This is a genomic window from Streptomyces brevispora (genome assembly GCF_007829885.1).
Classification (GTDB): Bacteria; Actinomycetota; Actinomycetes; order Streptomycetales; family Streptomycetaceae; genus Streptomyces; species Streptomyces brevispora.
Genome location: NZ_VIWW01000002.1, coordinates 36,790 through 54,244 on the forward strand (window position 1 = coordinate 36,790; position 17,455 = coordinate 54,244).

16 protein-coding genes are annotated in these 17,455 nt (G+C 71.3%); 6 read left to right on the forward strand and 10 right to left on the reverse strand.

From position 1 onward, the window contains the following. Window positions 1-95 precede the first annotated feature (95 nt). Window positions 96-494: a hypothetical protein gene (locus tag FHX80_RS29790; protein ID WP_145767596.1), complete on the forward strand. Its 399-nt coding sequence runs from the start codon at window positions 96-98 to the stop codon at window positions 492-494. Between the two features lie 54 nt (window positions 495-548). On the opposite strand, the gene FHX80_RS29795 is transcribed toward FHX80_RS29790, so the two are convergent. The 3 genes from FHX80_RS29795 to FHX80_RS29805 form a co-directional block, all read right to left on the reverse strand. Continuing rightward, window positions 549-1,037: a glutathione peroxidase gene (locus FHX80_RS29795; RefSeq protein ID WP_145767597.1), complete on the reverse strand. Its 489-nt coding sequence runs from the start codon at window positions 1,035-1,037 to the stop codon at window positions 549-551. Window positions 1,038-1,257: 220 nt separating this feature from the next. Next, the gene (locus FHX80_RS29800) at window positions 1,258-1,824 is read right to left on the reverse strand and encodes a GNAT family N-acetyltransferase (protein ID WP_145767598.1); all 567 of its coding nucleotides are present in this window, start codon (window positions 1,822-1,824) and stop codon (window positions 1,258-1,260) included. A gap of 13 nt (window positions 1,825-1,837) precedes the next feature. Then, window positions 1,838-2,419 carry a helix-turn-helix domain-containing protein gene (locus FHX80_RS29805; RefSeq protein ID WP_167523772.1) on the reverse strand — a complete coding sequence of 194 codons (582 nt, stop codon included), beginning with the start codon at window positions 2,417-2,419 and terminating at the stop codon, window positions 1,838-1,840. A gap of 165 nt (window positions 2,420-2,584) precedes the next feature. Here FHX80_RS29805 and FHX80_RS29810 point away from each other — a divergent pair, with 165 nt between their 5' ends. Continuing rightward, window positions 2,585-3,022, forward strand: a complete 438-nt coding sequence (locus FHX80_RS29810; protein WP_145767599.1) for a DUF7144 family membrane protein — start codon at window positions 2,585-2,587, stop codon at window positions 3,020-3,022. Between the two features lie 143 nt (window positions 3,023-3,165). Continuing rightward, complete coding sequence (locus tag FHX80_RS29815; RefSeq protein ID WP_244318741.1) at window positions 3,166-3,354, forward strand: DUF6011 domain-containing protein; 189 nt, start codon at window positions 3,166-3,168, stop codon at window positions 3,352-3,354. A 57-nt stretch (window positions 3,355-3,411) separates the two neighbouring features. Here the strand turns inward: FHX80_RS29815 and FHX80_RS29820 are convergent, their stop codons facing one another. Further along, window positions 3,412-4,293, reverse strand: a complete 882-nt coding sequence (locus FHX80_RS29820) for an acyl-CoA thioesterase (protein ID WP_145767601.1) — start codon at window positions 4,291-4,293, stop codon at window positions 3,412-3,414. A gap of 46 nt (window positions 4,294-4,339) precedes the next feature. Further along, window positions 4,340-6,853, reverse strand: a complete 2,514-nt coding sequence (locus tag FHX80_RS29825) for a DEAD/DEAH box helicase (RefSeq protein ID WP_145767602.1) — start codon at window positions 6,851-6,853, stop codon at window positions 4,340-4,342. A gap of 182 nt (window positions 6,854-7,035) precedes the next feature. Here FHX80_RS29825 and FHX80_RS29830 point away from each other — a divergent pair, with 182 nt between their 5' ends. Next, the gene (locus tag FHX80_RS29830) at window positions 7,036-7,827 is read left to right on the forward strand and encodes a metal-dependent hydrolase (protein WP_145767603.1); all 792 of its coding nucleotides are present in this window, start codon (window positions 7,036-7,038) and stop codon (window positions 7,825-7,827) included. 24 nt (window positions 7,828-7,851) lie between these two features. Here the strand turns inward: FHX80_RS29830 and FHX80_RS29835 are convergent, their stop codons facing one another. Continuing rightward, on the reverse strand, window positions 7,852-8,613 hold the full coding sequence (locus FHX80_RS29835; protein ID WP_244318665.1) for an Lrp/AsnC family transcriptional regulator: 762 nt from the start codon (window positions 8,611-8,613) through the stop codon (window positions 7,852-7,854). Between FHX80_RS29835 and FHX80_RS29840 the strand changes: the two genes are divergently transcribed. Next, window positions 8,600-9,028, forward strand: coding sequence for a hypothetical protein (locus FHX80_RS29840; protein ID WP_244318666.1), 429 nt, complete (start codon window positions 8,600-8,602; stop codon window positions 9,026-9,028). The two genes, FHX80_RS29835 and FHX80_RS29840, sit on opposite strands and share 14 nt — an antisense overlap. Before the next feature lie 144 nt (window positions 9,029-9,172). Continuing rightward, window positions 9,173-10,045, forward strand: a complete 873-nt coding sequence (locus FHX80_RS29845; protein ID WP_145767604.1) for a methylenetetrahydrofolate reductase — start codon at window positions 9,173-9,175, stop codon at window positions 10,043-10,045. Window positions 10,046-10,072: 27 nt separating this feature from the next. Here FHX80_RS29845 and FHX80_RS29850 read toward each other — a convergent pair whose 3' ends face one another. From FHX80_RS29850 to FHX80_RS29865, 4 genes are read right to left on the reverse strand one after another with little or no spacing between them, the layout of a single operon-like run. Further along, the gene (locus FHX80_RS29850; protein WP_145767605.1) at window positions 10,073-11,845 is read right to left on the reverse strand and encodes an ABC transporter ATP-binding protein; all 1,773 of its coding nucleotides are present in this window, start codon (window positions 11,843-11,845) and stop codon (window positions 10,073-10,075) included. Further along, complete coding sequence (locus FHX80_RS29855; protein WP_145767606.1) at window positions 11,842-13,602, reverse strand: ABC transporter transmembrane domain-containing protein; 1,761 nt, start codon at window positions 13,600-13,602, stop codon at window positions 11,842-11,844. The genes FHX80_RS29850 and FHX80_RS29855 overlap by 4 nt, the downstream gene beginning before the upstream one ends. A 55-nt stretch (window positions 13,603-13,657) precedes the next feature. After that, window positions 13,658-15,439 (reverse strand): ABC transporter ATP-binding protein, encoded by a 1,782-nt coding sequence (locus FHX80_RS29860; protein WP_145767607.1) that lies wholly within the window; start codon window positions 15,437-15,439, stop codon window positions 13,658-13,660. Next, window positions 15,436-17,292: an ABC transporter transmembrane domain-containing protein gene (locus FHX80_RS29865; RefSeq protein WP_145767608.1), complete on the reverse strand. Its 1,857-nt coding sequence runs from the start codon at window positions 17,290-17,292 to the stop codon at window positions 15,436-15,438. The genes FHX80_RS29860 and FHX80_RS29865 overlap by 4 nt, the downstream gene beginning before the upstream one ends. Window positions 17,293-17,455: the final 163 nt, after the last annotated feature.

Here is a 17,455-nt window from a genome sequence, read left to right on the forward strand (position 1 = left end):
CTGTCCGTTGTGTCGGCCGGATGGTGTGGTGTGCTTGCCGTGCCCCTGTAGATTTCCCGTGAAGATCATGACCGGCTGACGGAGAAGACCAACCCATGCCGAAGTTCACCGCGGGGCGCGCCGTGGCCGCTGCCGCCGCCGCGTTCGGGCTGGTCATCGCCGCGCAGGGCACGGCCCCCGCCGCGCCGAAGCCGATCGAGGCGACCTTCGGCGGTCACGGTGAATGGAACCCCGACCCCTACGGCGGCATCCCCGGCGACTCGATCCGCGCCTGTGACACGACGGCGGACGGCTGGGGGATCGAGGTGAAGCTCGACATCGGCCGCGACGGAACCTGGGACCGGACCGCGAGCACGCGCGGTCACGACTCGCCGTACTGCAGCCCGTGGAAGAGCGGCAACATCAAGGAAGGCACACCCGTGAGCATTCAGGTGGCGAATGTGAGCGGCGGTGTCGCCTACCCCAAGGGCTCACTCCTGCTCAGCCACGCCTGAGAGGCTGCCGGGTGACCGGCGATCACCGGTTCGCAGACCACCCGACAGCTGCTGTCAGGCGGGGAGCTGGGCCTCGATGGCCGTGACGAGCTCCGGGGCCTCGGGCTCCGTACCGGGACGGATCCGGGCGACCGGCTCGCCCGCCGGGGAGATCAGGAACTTCTCGAAGTTCCACTTGATGTCACCGGCCTCGCCGTCCGCGTCCGCGAGCCGCACCAGTTCCGCGTAGAGCGGGTGTCGGCCCGCGCCGTTGACGTCCGTCTTCGCCAGCAGCGGGAAACTCACCCCGTACGTCGCGGAGCAGAACGCCTGGATCTCCTCCGAGCTTCCCGGCTCCTGGCCGGCGAACTGGTTGCACGGCACGCCGAGCACGGTGAACCCCCGGTCCCCGTACGTCTTCTGGAGCCGCTCCAGGCCGGCGTACTGCGGAGTCAGCCCGCACTTGGAGGCAACGTTCACCAGCAGAACGGCCTGCCCCCGATAGGCGCCCAGCGTGGTCGGCTCGCCGGTCAGGGTGTGGAGCGGGATGTCGTACAGCGTCATGAGGCTCTCCTCGTAAGTGGCTTCCACAACCATTCTTACGCCCCCAGGTCCCCCCTTATGCCCACAGGTTCATCGCCGCGAAGCCGATCGCCCGGCCATCCGGGTCCGGCGGACGGCATCGCCGAGCACGGCACCGGCCTGAGTGAGCCGGGGCACTCGTGGACCGCGGCATGACCGTGACGGGCGCGCTGCGCGCCGGAACCGCGGCGGCCCTCGTCGCCTACAAGGACGTCGACGGGCTAGCCGACCGAGCCGGCGGGGTCCCGCCCGGGCCGACCGCCTTGTAGTAGAGAGTGGTCGGCTTGAGAACACCCGCCGGGTCACCGGCGTAGTCCGGGACGGACCCGCACTCGGTCCAGCCCGCCGAGCGGTAGAGCCGCTCGGCAGGACTGCCGCTCTCGGTGTCCAGGACGAGCAGTGTGACGCCGGCATCGGCCGCCGAGTGCTCGACCGCGTCCAGCAACGAGCGGCCGAGACCCCGGCCCTGCGCCGACGGACGGACCATCAGCTTGGCGACCTCCGCGCGATGGCGGGCGTTCGGCAGCAGTGCCCGGACCAGACCGATGGTCCCGGCGATCCGCTCACCGTCCCGGGCGATCCAGACCTGATGGTGCCCGGCAGCCACGGACTCGGCCCGCTCCCGCCACCAGCAGGCTGCGGCGCCCCGGTCCAGCGGCGCGAGGAATCCCACGGAGGACCCGCCGTCAACGGTCTCCACCAGGAGCGCGGCCAGCTCATCGGCGTAGGTGACCAGTTCGGGTCCGGACACCTGGACGATCTCGGTCATGCGGCAGGTCCTTTCACGGCAGAACGATCATCAGTGCGTACCGGACCCTTGCCGGGCCCGGACAGTGGAAACGCGAAGGGCCGCGGAGCCGGAATCGCAGACAGTCGCCGGTACGGACGGTGTGCACGGTGTCGTCGACGGTGATCTCGACCGCTCCCTCCAGGACCCAGATGTGCTGCTCCAGGCCGGGGACGGGCGGGTTCTCGTACGCGATCGTGGCACCCGCGTCGAGTGCCCCCTCGATGACCTCCGCGCGCAGTCCGGCATGCGGCGGTGAGACCGACCGGCGCACGAAGCCGGCCTCCTCGTCCCGCCACACCGTCTGCTGCCCGGCGGGCACCAGCCGCGGTGGTTCCGCCTCCACCTCCAGCAGCAGCCGCGACATGGTCCGCCCGTGGACGGTGCACAGCCGGCCGAGCAGGGCGGCGGTCGGACTCAGCTCGCCGCGCTCCAGCCGTGAGAGCGTCGAGCGGCTCACCCCCGTACGCTGCGCCAGCTCCTCCAGCGACCAGCCGCGCTCGGTGCGGAGCTCGCCCAGCCGTGCCGCGAGCCTGGCATCGACGGTGCCGGGCTCGGCGCCCTCCACGTCTCTCACAGCAGAGATCCTATCTCCATTTCGAGAAAACCTGGCTGGGGTTCCCGTCCGGGGATTCCGTCGTCGTGCCGGTCGGCTGCTCTCATGACACGCTTGGCACCGGGGGAAGGTCCGGCCGGGCCTGTCGGGCCCAGCCGGACGGCTCTGCTACCCGAGGAGGCCGACATGGCCAGTACCGGCAGCCAACCGCGAGCGGCACACCGCACCGCCCCGAACTCACGACATCCCTTCGAGACGGGATGGACCGTCTTCGCCGCGGTTCTGATGATCTTCGGCGGGATCATGGCGATCTTCCAGGGGATCTCGGCCATCGCCAAGGACGACGTCTTCGTCACCACGCGCAACTACGTCTTCCAGTTCGACCTGACCGGCTGGGGCTGGATCCACCTCATCCTGGGCATCGTGATCGTCCTCGCCGGCTTCGCGTTGTTCACCGGCGCGGCATGGGCACGAGCCGTCGGTATCGTCCTGGCCGGACTCGGCGCGCTCGCCAACTTCATGTGGCTGCCGTACTACCCGCTGTGGTCCATCGTGCTCATCGCCATCGACGTCTTCATCATCTGGGCGCTCTGCGCGGGACCCGGAATGCGGGAGAACGCCTGACGGCACGGCGGCAGCCGAACGAGGCGGTATCCATCGCAAGCGGTATCCGCCATGGGGTGACGGTTCGAGAGCCGGGTTCTTGAGAGGATCGGGCCGTGGAGTCCTTCGAACCGTCCCCCGCGACCGCGACCGAGACCGAGCCGCTGCCCGGCACCACCAAGGCCACCGGCCGCCGTCAAGTGCGCTGCCGACTGTGCGGACGCCCGCTCACCGGAACGGCATCGCGCCGAACCGGCCTCGGCCCCGCCTGCGACGCCAAACTGCACCCGGCGCCGCCCGACATCCGCACCCGACGTCACGAGGTCGCGCAGGACCCGCTGCCCGGCACCTGAGCCGTCGGGCAGGCTCCGGCAGCTGAGCCGTCACTGACGGCTCAGCTGCCGGAGCTGTCAGGAAGACTGCTCGCCCAGCCGCCGGAACAGCCCCTCCTGCACCACGGACACCAGCAGATTCCCCGCGCGGTCGTAGATCCGGCCGCGCGCCAGACCACGCCCGCCCGTCGCCACCGGCGACTCCTGGTCGTACAGGAACCACTCGTCGGCCCGGAACGGACGGTGGAACCACATGGCGTGATCCAGGCTCGCCAAATCGAAGCCGCGCGGCCCCCACAGCGGCTCCACCGGGATCCGCACCGCGTCCAGCAGCGTCATGTCGCTCGCGTACGTCAGCGCACACGTGTGGACGAGCGGGTCGTCGCCGAGCGGGCCGACCGCACGCATCCAGACCGCGCTGCGCGGGTCCGCGTCCCTGATCTCCTCCCGCGTCCAGCGCAGCCGGTCGACGTAACGGATGTCGAACGGCTGGCGCCGCGCCATCCGCTCCAGCGCGTCGGGAAGCGTCCCGAGATGCTCACGGACCTCCTCGGCGACGGTCGGCAGCTCCTCCGGGTCCGGCACCTCACGGGCCGGCGGCAGCTGGTGCTCGATGCCCGCCTCCTCGGGCCGGTGGAAGGACGCCGTCAGACTGAAGATGGTGCGCCCCTGCTGGACGGCCGTCACCCGGCGGGTGGTGAAGGACCGGCCGTCCCTGATCCGCTCCACCTCGTAGACGATCGGCACCCCGGGACGGCCCGGCCGCAGGAAGTAGGCGTGCAGCGAATGGACCGGCCGGTCCCCGTCGGTGGTGCGGCCGGCCGCCACCAGCGCCTGCCCGGCGACCTGCCCGCCGAAGACCCGCTGCAGGGACTCCTGCGGGCTGCGGCCGCGGAAGATGTTGACCTCGATCCGCTCCAGGTCGAGCAGGTCGACCAGGCGCTCGGCAGGGTTCGTCATGCTGTTCGTCTCCACTCCCGTCGCGGCGCCGTCATCGCGCACCCGCTCACAACTGACCCACGGAGGTGACCCGGACGACCGCCCGGCCCTCCTCGTCGGACGCGGCCAGATCGACCTCGGCGCTGATGCCCCAGTCATGGTCGCCGTTCGGGTCGGCGAACGTCTGCCGGACCCGCCACAGCCCGTGCTCGGCGTCCTCGTCGATCTTCAGCAGCTTCGGCCCGCGCGCGTCCGGACCGGTGCCCAGCTCCTCGTACTCGTCCCAGTACGCGTCCATCGCCTCGCCCCACGCGTCCTCGTCCCAGCCCGCGTCGCCGTCCAGCTCACCGAGATCACGGACCCGGTCCAGCGCGGCCAGCTCGACCCGGCGGAACATCGCGTTGCGGACCAGCACCCGGAAGGCGCGGGCGTTGGCCGTGACCGGCTTGACCTCGTCGGCCCGCTCCTGCGCCTGCTCGGCCGTCTCCACCTCGGGATTGGCGAGCTGCTCCCACTCGTCGAGCAGACTGGAGTCGACCTGCCGGACCATCTCGCCGAGCCAGGCGATGAGGTCCTCCAGGTCCTCGGACTTGATGTCGTCCGGGATGGTGTGCTCCAGCGCCTTGTACGCGCCCGCGAGATACCGCAGCACGATGCCCTCGGTCCGGGCCAGCTCGTAGTTCGAGGTGAACTCCGTGAACGTCATGGCGCGTTCGTACATGTCACGGACCACCGACTTCGGCGACACCGGATGGTCACCCACCCACGGGTGGCTCTGCCGGTAGACGTCGTACGCGTGCCACAGCAGCTCGCTCAGCGGTTTCGGGTACGTGACCTCCTGCAGGAGCTCCATCCGCTCCTCGTACTCGATGCCGTCGGCCTTCATCTGCCCGACCGCCGCACCACGTGCCTTGTTCTGCTGGGCGGCGAGGATCTGACGCGGGTCGTCGAGCGTCGACTCCACCACCGAGACCATGTCCAGCGCGTACGAGGGCGAATCGGCGTCCAGCAGCTCGAACGCGGCGAGCGCGAACGTGGACAGCGGCTGGTTCAGCGCGAAGTTCTGCTGGAGGTCGACGGTGAGCCGCACGATGCGGCCCTCCGCGTCCGGGGTGTCGAGCCGCTCCACCACGCCGCCGTCCAGCAGCGAGCGGTAGATGGCGATCGCCCGGCGGATGTGGCGCAGCTGCGCCCGGCGCGGCTCGTGGTTGTCCTCCAGCAGGTGCCGCATCGCCTCGAAGGCGTTGCCGGGACGCGCGATGACCGACAGCAGCATGGTGTGCGTGACCCGGAAACGGGAGGTCAGCGGCTCCGGATCGGACTGGATCAGCTTGTCGAACGTGCTCTCCGACCAGGACACGAAGCCCTCGGGCGCCTTCTTCCGGACGACCTTGCGCTTCTTCTTCGGGTCGTCGCCGGCCTTCTTGACCGCCTTCTCGTTCTCGACGACGTGCTCGGGGGCCTGCGCGACGACGAAGCCCGCCGTGTCGAAGCCCGCCCGCCCGGCCCGGCCCGCGATCTGGTGGAACTCACGGGCGCGCAGCGTACGCACCCGGGTGCCGTCGTACTTGGTGAGCGCGGTGAACAGCACCGTGCGGATGGGGACGTTGACGCCCACGCCGAGCGTGTCGGTACCGCAGATCACCTTCAGCAGACCCGCCTGCGCGAGCTTCTCCACGAGCCGGCGGTACTTCGGCAGCATGCCCGCGTGGTGCACCCCGATGCCGTGCCGCACATAACGGGAGAGGTTCTGGCCGAACTTGGTGGTGAAGCGGAAGTTGCCGATCAGGTCGGCGATCTTCTCCTTCTCCTCCTTGGTGCACATGTTGATGCTCATCAGCGACTGCGCCCGCTCGACGGCCGCCGCCTGCGTGAAGTGCACGATGTAGACGGGAGACTGCCGGGTGTCCAGGAGTTCGGTGATGGTCTCGGTGATCGGCGTCAGCCGGTACTCGTAACTGAGCGGGACCGGGCGCGTGGCCGAGCGCACCACGGAGGTGGGGCGGCCGGTGCGGCGGGTCAGGTCCTCCTCGAACATCCTGACGTCGCCGAGGGTGGCCGACATCAGGATGAACTGGGCCTGCGGCAGCTCCAGGATCGGGATCTGCCAGGCCCAGCCGCGGTCCTGCTCCGCGTAGAAGTGGAACTCGTCCATCACGACCTGGCCGATGTCCGCGTACTTCCCGTCACGCAGCGCGATGGAGGCCAGCACCTCGGCCGTGCAGCAGATCACCGGGGCGTCCGCGTTGACCGAGGCGTCGCCGGTGAGCATGCCGACGTTCTCCGTGCCGAACAGCTTGCACAGGTCGAAGAACTTCTCCGAGACCAGCGCCTTGATCGGCGCGGTGTAGAAGGTGACCTTGTCCTGGGCCAGGGCAGTGAAGTGAGCACCGGCCGCGACCAGGCTCTTCCCGGAGCCGGTGGGGGTGGAAAGGATCACGTTGGCCCCGGAGACCACCTCGATCAGCGCCTCCTCCTGAGCGGGATAGAGGGTGATGCCCTGCGTCTCGGTCCATGACGAGAATGCCTCGAAGAGGGCGTCGGGGTCGTCGGTCGGGGGCAGCTGATCGATTAGGGTCACGCCCCCATCTTGCCTGTCTTCCGCCCGGATGAGGGAACCGGACGACCGCACGAAGATCACGGACGATACGCTTCCCTCTCAACTCGGCCACTCCACAACGACGGTGGCCCGAGCCCGGACACAGCGACAGCTGTCAACACTTTGTCAATACCTGGTCACTATCTACGGGGGCGGAAACAGTCATGATGGGACCGGCACACTCGCTGTCAGGGGCTGCGGCCTGGCTGGGGGTGGGCGCGGCTGCGGCAGCCGCGGGACACACCATGCCGTGGCCCGTCCTGGTCGTCGGCGCGCTGATCACCGCGGGCGCCGCACTGGCACCGGATCTCGACCACAAGTCGGCGACCATCTCGCGCGCCTTCGGGCCGGTCTCCCGAGGCCTCTGCGACATAGTCGACACGCTCTCGCACGCCGTCTACAAGGCCACCAAGATGCGGGGCGACTCGAACCGCAACGGTGGCCACCGGACCCTGACCCACACCTGGCTGTGGGCGGTCCTGATCGGTGCCGGGGCCTCCGCCGCGGCGATCACCGGCGGCCGGTGGGCGGTGCTGGGGATTCTCTTCGTCCACCTGGTGCTCGCCGTCGAGGGTCTGCTCTGGCGGGCCGCCCGGGTCTCCAGCGATGTCCTGGTGTGGCTGCTCGGCGCGACCAGCGCGTGGATTCTCGCGGGCGTCCTGGACGAGCCGGGCAACGGCTCGGACTGGCTCTTCAACGCCCCCGGCCAGGAGTACCTCTGGCTCGGGCTGCCGATCGTGCTGGGCGCTCTCGTCCATGACATCGGCGATGCGCTGACCGTCTCCGGCTGCCCGATCCTCTGGCCGATCCCGGTGGGCCGCAAGCGCTGGTACCCGATAGGCCCGCCGAAGGCCATGCGGTTCCGGGCCGGCAGCTGGGTGGAACTCAAGGTGCTGATGCCGGTGTTCATGGTGCTCGGGGGAGTGGGCGGCGCGGCCGCGATGAACCTCATCTGACGCGGCCCGCATCCGGCCCCCGGTCTAGCCGGGCGCCGGATGCACGAGGCGGCCGTGGGCGATGAGGGAGGCGGCCTGCTTGAGGCGGCGGACCCGGATGCTGACCCCGTAGGCGTCGACACCGGGCACGGCCGCGAGGCGGGTGGTCAGATAGCGGTAGAAGGCCTCGGCGTCCCGGCAGGTGACGATGGCCAGCACGTTGTGGTCGCCGCTGGTGGCGCCGGCGAACGCGACCTCCTCGTGCCGGGCGATCTCCTGTCCGGTGCGCTCCAGGTGGGCAGGGGCGACGCGCAGCCAGAGAGTCGCGTTGAGGTGATAGCCGAGGCGTTCGGGCAGCAGATCGATGTCGTACGAGAGAGTGCCGGACGATTCCAGGGCCTCCAGCCGGCGGGCGACGCGGCCCTTGGACCAGCCGGTGAGCCCGGCGAGTTGCGTGTGCGAGGCACGGCCGTCCTCGGCGAGGGCGTCGAGGAGCGGGACATCCTCGGCGGTCGGGGGCAGGAGAGGGCCGGCCGGGGCGGGGGACGGGCCCCCGGTCAGCACTTGTTCCTGTTCGGGGGTGAGGTGCCCGCCGTAGCCGGTCCACCCGGCCGCGCCGGGGCTGTCGAAGGGGTGGATGAGTAGATCGATGCTCATGTCGAGCACCGCGGCGGACCTGGGCAGCTGCTGGAACAGCATGTCCTCGCGCTGGGCGGCCAGTGGTGAGCGGATGACGCAGATGATCTCCGAGCCGCCGGAGGCGATGCTCGCGTAGGCGATGTCGGGGCGCCGGGTGAGGGTAGGCAACAACGCCTTCCGGCAGGTCGGCGCGGCACTCGGCCCGGCCGTCCTGGGGGCCCTCCTCACCGCCCGCGCCCTCGATACCTTCCCCGCGCACCTCGCCGACGCCGGGATCACGGGAGCGGCCGGACAGAGCATGGCCGAGACCGCGCGGGAGGGCGGTCTCGGCGCGGTCGCCCGGATGAACCTGGGCGCCGGCACCGGTCAGGCCCTGGGCGCCGGCACCGGTCAGGCCCTGGGCGCCGTGGGCGACGCCTTCCTCGACGGCCTCCGCCTCTGCCTGATCGTCGCCGCCGCTCTCACGCTGTTCGCCGCCCTGGTCTCCGCGATACTCCTGCGCCGCCCGCGCGGGACGTCCACCTCCACCGTCACCGCCTCCTCCAGCGGTGAGCCCGCCGCCGCCCAGGCCCACGCGGGCTGACGGACGGCTGCCCGCGACCGGGCACAGCGCCGGGAAGCAGCTCCCGCGCACCGGCCCGCGGCCGGTGCCCGGGACCGCTGCGTCCTGTCCCCGCCCCTACCGGCAGACTGGAGCCAAGGGAGAACCGCACGAACAAGGAGCACCATGGATTCCCTCTCCACGGCCTCTGCCCCAGCCGTCGGCCCGCTGCTGGAGGACTTCTCCCTGGAGATGACGGGCAAGGACGTCCCCCGGCTCGAAGAGGCCCGCGACCGCATCCCGGCCGGCACCCGGATCAATGTCACCTTCCTCGGCAACGAGGACCTGGGTGTGCGGCTGGCCGCAGCCCGCGCCGTCCGGCAGCTCGGGTACACCCCGGTCCCGCACATATCGGCCCGCCGCCTGCGCTCCCGGTCGGAACTGGAGGAACTCCTCGCCGCGTTCCGCGCCGACGGCACAGCCGACAACGTCCTCGTCATCGGCGGTGACCCCGCCACACCTCACGGCCCCTACGACGACTCCCTCGCGCTCATCCGCTCCGGGCTCCTCCAGTCGTACGGTGTACGGCACGTCGGCATCGGCGGCTACCCCGAGGGGCACCCTTCCATCGCCGGACAGGTGCTCTGGTCGGCGATCGAGGACAAGACCACCGCCCTTGCCGGGCAGGGGCTGTCCGGCGATGTCATCACCCAGTTCGGCTTCGACGCGGACCCGGTCCTCGCCTGGGTCGAGTCGCTGCGGAAACGGGGCATCGACGCACCGGTGCGCGTCGGGGTCCCCGGCCCCGCCGGGATCAAGCGGCTGATGACGTACGCCGCGCGCTTCGGCGTCGGCACGAGCGCGTCCATCGCGAAGAAGTACGGATTCTCGCTCACCAACCTGATGGGCACGGCCGGCCCCGACCGCTTCATCCGTGCCCTGGCCGACGGCTACGACGCCCGCCGCCACGGCGTTCTCAAGCTGCACTTCTACACCTTCGGCGGGATCGGGGCCACATCGCGGTGGGTCACCGAGTTCCTCGCCGTGGAGGGGAACTGACGCGTCGCCCGCCCCGGTCGGGCCGGTTCAGGAGGAGGCCTGCCGCTCGCCGTGCCATGAGGTCCAGAGCGCGGCGTACGCGCCCCCGGCCGCCACGAGATCGTCGTGGGCACCGAGTTCGGTGATCCGGCCGTCCTCCATCACGGCCACCCGGTCGGCATCGTGCGCCGACTGCAGACGGTGCGCGATGGCGATGACGGTCCGGCCTTCGAGGACGGCGGCCAGCGCGCGCTCCGTGTGCCGGGCCGTTCTCGGGTCAAGGAGCGCGGTGGCCTCGTCGAGTATCAGCGTGTGCGGGTCGGCCAGTACCACGCGCGCCAGGGCGAGCTGCTGTGCCCGGGCCCCGTCCGGCCGGTGCCCGCCATGGCCCAGATCGGTGTCCAGGCCGTTCGGCAGCTCATCGGCCCACTCGGCGCCGACGGCCGCGAGTGCCGCGTGCAGTTCGGCGTCGGTGGCGCCGGCCGAGGCGATCCGCAGATTCTCCCGGACCGTGCCCAGGAACACGTGGTGCTCCTGGGTGACGAGGACGACGTGCCGGCGCAGCCGGTCGGGGTCCAGGCCGGCGACCGGGACCCGGCCCACCGTCACCGAGCCGGTGCGCGGTGTGTCCATGCCTGCCAGCAGTCTGCCCAGCGTGGTCTTGCCCGCGCCTGACGGGCCGACGATCACCAGTCGCTCGCCGGGCCGGACCGTCAGGTCGACGCCGTGCAGGACGTCGCCCCCGTCGTCGTAGGCGTAGCGCACCCCGGCCACTTCGATCCGGTCGTCGGCCGGCGCGCAAGAGGCGGCCTGCGGTGCCTGCGCCGCCGTGCCGAGACCCTCCACTCTCGCGAAGGAGGCACTGCTGCTCTGGAGCTGCTCCATCTGCTGGAGGATGACGTCCAGGGGCTGGGACAACTGCCGCAGGTACAGGGCCGAGGCGACGACCGCGCCGACACTTATCGCGCCCTGGTCGTGCAGCACGCCACCGATCAGCAGGACACCGGCCACGGGGATGACGTAGGAGATGTCCACGGCCGGGAAGAGCACACTGCGCAGGAACAGTGTCCGGGTCCGGGCGCTCCGGCACTTCTCGATACCCTTCCGGCACGCCGCGACGCGGCGCTGCTGCAGCCCCAGCGCCTCGACGGTGCGGGCTCCCGCGGCGGTGGCCGCGAGCTGCTCCGCGAGCTCCGAGTTGGCGGCTCCCTCGGCGAGGTACGCGGTGAGCGCCCGGCGCAGGTACCAGCGGGCGGCGAACCAGATCCCGAGCAGACCCAGCACCCCGCACGTGCCGAGCAACGGGTTGAGCAAGAAGACCGCTCCGAGGATGAACAGCGCCTGGACCCCGGCGACGAGGACCTCGGGCCCGGCATCCCGGAGGGTCGCGCCGACCGCGGCGACATCGGTGGTGCCGCGGGTCATCAGGTCGCCCGTGCCGGCCCGCTCGACGGCCGCTGCGGGCAGCGCGAGCGCCCGGTCGGCGAACTGCTCCCGGATGCGCGCCAGGGTCCGCTCGCCGAAGCGGTGTCCGATGTAACCGGCGTAGCGGACCAGCAGGAGCTGCGCCACGGCGAAGCCGAGGATGGTGAGTGCGAGGCGGTCCACCGCGGCCACCCCGCCGCCCGCCCGGACCTCGTCGATGATGCGGCCGAGCAGCCACGGGCCGACGAGTCCGGCACCGGCGGCGAGTGCGTTGAGGCCGATCATGGCGGCGAAGGCGCGGCCGTCCAGCCGGATCAGCCGGAGCGCGGCCCGGCGTATCCGGAACGGTTCGGCGACGGGCAGGGCCCGGTCCGTCGCCCGGGAGTCCGCGGTCATCGCACGGCCTCCCGGGACGGCGGGACGGTTCCTTCGGCCGAGCCGCCGGGGGCGTCGTCGTCCACACCGCGGGACACCAGCCGGCGGTACCCGGGCTGCCCGTCCAGGAGCTCACGATGGCTGCCGACGGCCACGACGGAGCCGTCGACCAGGTAGTACACGGTGTCCGCCCGGTCCAGCAGGAGCGGCGACGTGCTGGTGACGACCGTCGTGCGGCCGGTGCGTGCGGCGTGCAGCCGGGCCGCGACGGCCGCTTCGGTGTGTGCGTCGACCGCCGAGGTGGGCTCGACCGCCAGGAGTATCTCGGGATCGGCCAGCAGGGCCCGGACCAGCCGGACGCGCTGCCGCTGTCCGCCGGAGAGGTTGCGGCCCTGCGCGTCGACCGGCGAGTCGAGTCCGTCCGGCAGACCGCGGACGATGTCCTGCGCCATGGCCGCGTGGACGCCGCGGCCGATGGTCTCCTCGTCCCGGTCCCGCGCGCCGCAGATCACCTCGCGCAGCGGTCCGGCGAACAGATCGGCCTCGTTGTCCGCGACCAGGATCCGCCGGCGAACCCGCGTCAGGTCGATCTCGTCGAGGCGTATCCCGCCCCAGGTCGCGGCGGACTCCACGAACCGGCCGAGACGGTCGACCACCGCGGCGGAGTCCGACGGCCGGGCGCTGACGAGTGCGGTCAGCCCGCCGGGCACCACCTCGACGCCGGATTCCGGATCACGGAGCGTGGACGGCGCCCCGGGTCCCTGCGAAGTCGCCTCCCCGCCCGCGGAATCGGGCTCCATGGCCAGGAACCGGATGACCCTGCGGGCGGCGACCAGCCCGCGGCTGAGGTCGTAGCCGCCCTCGATGAAGAACGAGACCGGCACCACCAGCACCGCCGTGTATCCGTAGACCGCGACCAACTCGCCCACGGTGATGGTCCCTTGGGCGGCCATCCGGGCCGCCAGCCAGGTCACGACACCGAGGAACAGGGTGGGGAGGCCGACACCGAGGGCCTGGATCCAGCTGGTCACCCCGCCGACGCGGTACCCCTGAGCCTGCAACTCCCGCGAACCGCGCCGGTAGCGCTCGGCGTACGCCTCCTTGCCGCCGATGCCGTTGAGGACGCGCAGGCCCCCGACGATGTCCTCGAAACGGGCGGCGAGCCCGCCCTGCTGCTCCCGGTACGCCGACTCGACGCCCTGCAACCGCCACAGCAGTGGGCCGACCAGCACCGCGAGCAGCGGTACCCCGAGCAGCACCACCACGGCGAGCAGCGGCGAAACGGTCAGCAGCAGCGCGGCCACGACGACATAGGCGAGGACCGCGCCGACCCCGGGGCCGGTGATGGTCAGCGTGCCGGAGATCACGGCGACATCGCGGAACCCGATCGTGACGATCTCCCCGGCCGTGACCCGGCGCGGCAGCGCCCCGCCGAGCACGGTCGCCTGCCTGACCACGACCGCCACGGACCGGAAGGCGGCGTCCATCCGCACCCTGGTCATCGTGCGGTGCCGCATGATCGCCAGCCACGCGTTCAGCACCCCCACGCCCAGCAACGCCGCTACCCAGCCCGCCAGTGCGGACCACTGCCCCGGCTCCAGCCCGTCGTCGATGGCGCGCGACAGCAGGTAGGGAGGCAGCGTCAGGCAGACCATCCAGAAACTGCCGAGCAGCGCACCGGCGGCGATCCGTCGGCGCTGACTGGTGATCAGCCACCACAGGTACCGCAGCGCGCTGCGACAGTCAGGGGTACCCGGATCCACATAGGAATCTGTCATGTACCGACCCTAATGATCCCGGAGCGCCGGTCCACCGGGGGACGCCCCACCCCCGTCAGCCGTGCCAGGACCGCCACAGCGCCGCGTACGCGCCGTCCGCCGCCACCAGCTCGTCATGGCTGCCCAGCTCGCTGATCCGGCCCTGCTCGACGACCGCGATCACATCCGCGTCGTGCGCCGTGTGCAGCCGGTGCGCGATGGCCACGACCGTACGGCCGTCCAGCACCCGGGCCAGCGAGCGCTCCAGATGGCGAGCCGCGCGCGGGTCGAGCAGTGACGTCGCCTCGTCCAGCACCAGCGTGTGCGGATCGGCCAGCACCAACCGGGCCAGCGCGATCTGCTGGGCCTGCGCGGGAGTGAGCGCCAGACCCCCGGAGCCGACCTCGCAGTCCAGCCCCTCGTCCAGGGCCCTGGCCCAGCCGTCCGCGTCGACCGCGGCCAGTGACGCCCACAGCTCCGCGTCCCCGGCGTCGGCACGCGCCAGCAACAGGTTGTCCCGCAGCGAACCCACGAACACATGGTGCTCCTGGTTGACCAGCGCCACATGCGTACGCACGCGCTCAGCGGTCATCCGCGACAACTGCGCGCCGCCCAGCGAGACCTCGCCGGTGCGCGGGGCGTAGATCCCGGCCAGCAGCCGGCCCAGCGTGGACTTGCCCGCACCGGACGGGCCGACCAGCGCCAGCCGGGTACCCGGAGCGACGTCCAGCGACACCTTGTGCAGCACGTCGAGACCGGCCCGGTAGCCGAAGTGCACCTCGTCGGCGCGGACATCCCGGCCGTCCGGGGTCACCGCCGCGTCGCCCGCGTCCGGCTCGATCTCGCGGACACCCACGAGGCGTGCCAGCGACACCTGCGCGACCTGCAACTCGTCGTACCAGCGCAGGATCAGGCCGATCGGGTCGACCATCATCTGGGCGAGCAGCGCACCCGTCGTCAACTGCCCGACGGTGAGCCAGCCCTCGATCACGAACCAGCCCCCGAGCATCAGGACCGCACCGAGGATCGTCACGTACGTGGCGTTGATGACGGGAAAGAGCACCGATCGCAGGAAGAGCGTGTACCGCTCCCAGGCCGTCCACTCCTTGATCCGCCGGTCCGACAGCGCGACCCGGCGCGCACCCAGCCGGTGCGCCTCCACGGTCCGTCCGGCATCCACCGTCTCCGCGAGCATGGCCGCGACCGCCGCGTAACCGGCGGCCTCCGAGCGGTACGCGGACGGCGCCCGGCGGAAGTACCAGCGGCAGCCGACGATCAGCACCGGCAGCGCGATGAGCACCGAGAGCGCCAGCGGGGGAGCGGTGACGGTGAGAGCGGCGAGCAGCAGCCCCGCCCACACCACACCGATGGCCAGTTGCGGCACCGCCTCGCGCATGGCGTTGGCGAGCCGGTCGATGTCCGTGGTGATCCGGGAGAGCAGATCGCCCGTCCCGGCCCGCTCCAGTACGCCCGGCGGCAGTCGCACCGACCGCACGAGGAAGTCTTCGCGCAGATCGGCCAGCATCTCCTCACCGAGCATCGCGCTGCGCAGCCGCATCATCCGGGTGACCACGGTCTGCACGATCAGCGCGACGGCGAACACCGCCGCGGTGCGCTCCAGATGAAGGTCGGTGACCCCGTTGGACAGGTCCTCGACGAGCCTGCCCAGCAGGTACGGTCCGGCGATGGAGGCGACCACCGCGACCGTGTTGAGCAGAGTGACCACGGTGAACGGCCGCCGGTGTCGGCGTATCAGCTCACTCGCATACGTCCTGACGGTCGTGGGGGTGCCGACCGGCAGGGTCGTGGCCGACTCAGGGGCGGCCGGGTCGTAAGCCGGTGGTGCGACGCCGATCATGCCCTCTCCTCGATTTCCTCGATGGTGTCGATCGCGTGGATCGCTTCGTCCTTGCCCGGCGGGGCAGGTGCCGGGATCTCGTCGTCGGTCTCGCGGGTGACGACGGCCCGGTAGCGCGGTTCGCCGCGCAGCAGTTCACGATGGGTGCCGACGGCCACCACCGTGCCCCGGTGGACCAGCGCCACCCGGTCCGCCAGATCGAGCAGCAGCGGTGACGAGGCGAAGGCCACCGTCGTACGGTTCTTGCGCAGCGCCTTGATGCCCGCGGCGACCCGCGCCTCCGTGTGCGAGTCGACGGCGGAGGTCGGCTCGTCGAGCACCAGCGCCTCCGGGTCGGTCACCAACGACCGGGCCAGGGCGAGCCGCTGGCGCTGGCCGCCGGAGAGCGACCGACCGCGTTCGGTGATCCGGGTGTCCATCGGATCGCCGCCGGAGTCGACGGATGCCTGCGCCAACGCGTTCAGGACGTCGTCGCACTGCGCGGCCGACAGCGCGTCCTCGGCGGTCACCCGGCCCGACGACGGCACGTCCAGCAGTTCGCGCAGGGTGCCGGAGAGCAGTACCGGGTCCTTGTCCTGGACCAGAACGGCGGTCCGCGCCGCATCCAGTTCCAGTTCGTCCAGGGGTACGCCCCCGAGCAGCACGGACGGCACCTCGTGGTCCGTCGCACCCTCCTCGACGGCACCTTCCTGTGACACCGCCGGCTGGGCGTGGCCGCCGAGCCGGTCCGCGAGCCGGCCCGCCTCGTCGGGATCGCCGCAGACCACCGCGGTGAACAGGCCCTCGGGCGCCATCAGCCCAGTGGCTGGGTCGTACAGATCCCCGGTCGGAGCGGCATCCACCGTCGACGGCCGGGCTACACGGCTCAGCGAGAGCACCCGGACCGCGCGCTGTGCGGACGGCCGGGAGAAGGAGTACGCCATGGCGATCTCTTCGACGTGCCGCAGTGGGAACAGCAGCAGCGTCGCTGCGCTGTACACGGTCACCAGCTGGCCGACGTCGATCTTCCCGTCGCGGGCCAGCGCGGCCCCGTAGGTGACCAGGGAGATCAGCAGCACACCCGGAAGCAGGACCTGGATCGCCGAGATCAGCGACCACATCTGCGCGCTGCGTACCGCGGCCTTGCGGACCTCCTGCGAGGCACGCCGGTAGCGTCCCAGGAAGAGTTCCTCGCCGCCGATGCCGCGTAGCACGCGTAGCCCGGCCACGGTGTCCGAGGCCAGTTCGGTGGCCTTGCCGGCCTTCTCGCGCTGGAAGTCGGCGCGGCGGGTGGCACGGGGGAGGAACGGCAGGACGCCCAGGGCGAGCACGGGCATGGCGAGCGCCACGAGCACACCAAGCGAGGGCAGATAGACGACGAGCCCGACACAGATGATGACGAGGGCGACAGCGGCGGCGGCGAAGCGGGAGAGTGCCTCGACGAACCAGCCGATCTTCTCCACGTCACCGGTGGACACCGCGACGACCTCGCCCGCGGCGACCTGGCGGGTCAGTGCCGAGCCGAGTTCCGCGGTCTTGCGGGCCAGCAGTTGCTGGACCCGGGCGGCGGCCGTGATCCAGTTGGTGATGGCGGTCCGGTGGAGCATGGTGTCGCCCACCGCGATCAGCACACCGAGGACCGCGATCAGCCCGCCGGACAGTGCGAGCCGGTTGCCGGACCGGTCGACGACCGCCTGGACGGCGAACCCGATGACGAGCGGCAGTCCGGCGATGGAGCACTGGTGCAGCAGGCCCCACGACAGGGACTTGAGCTGTCCGCGGATCTGGTTGCGGCCGAGCCAGATCAGAAAGCGAGGGCCGGACCGGACATCGGGATCGCCGGGATCCGTATACGGAAGGTCGCGAATTTGCATGACGTCCCAAAGATCGGAAGGAGCTGAGGTCCGCGAGGACCTCCAGAATCACGTGGGGGGGAAAGCGTGCGGGGGGACCAAACCGTCCAATCCTCGCGTCCCGTCGGGGGCGCGGCAAACCCTTTTACGGGCAGGCAGAGCGGCCTGGGCGCGAACCCGGGCG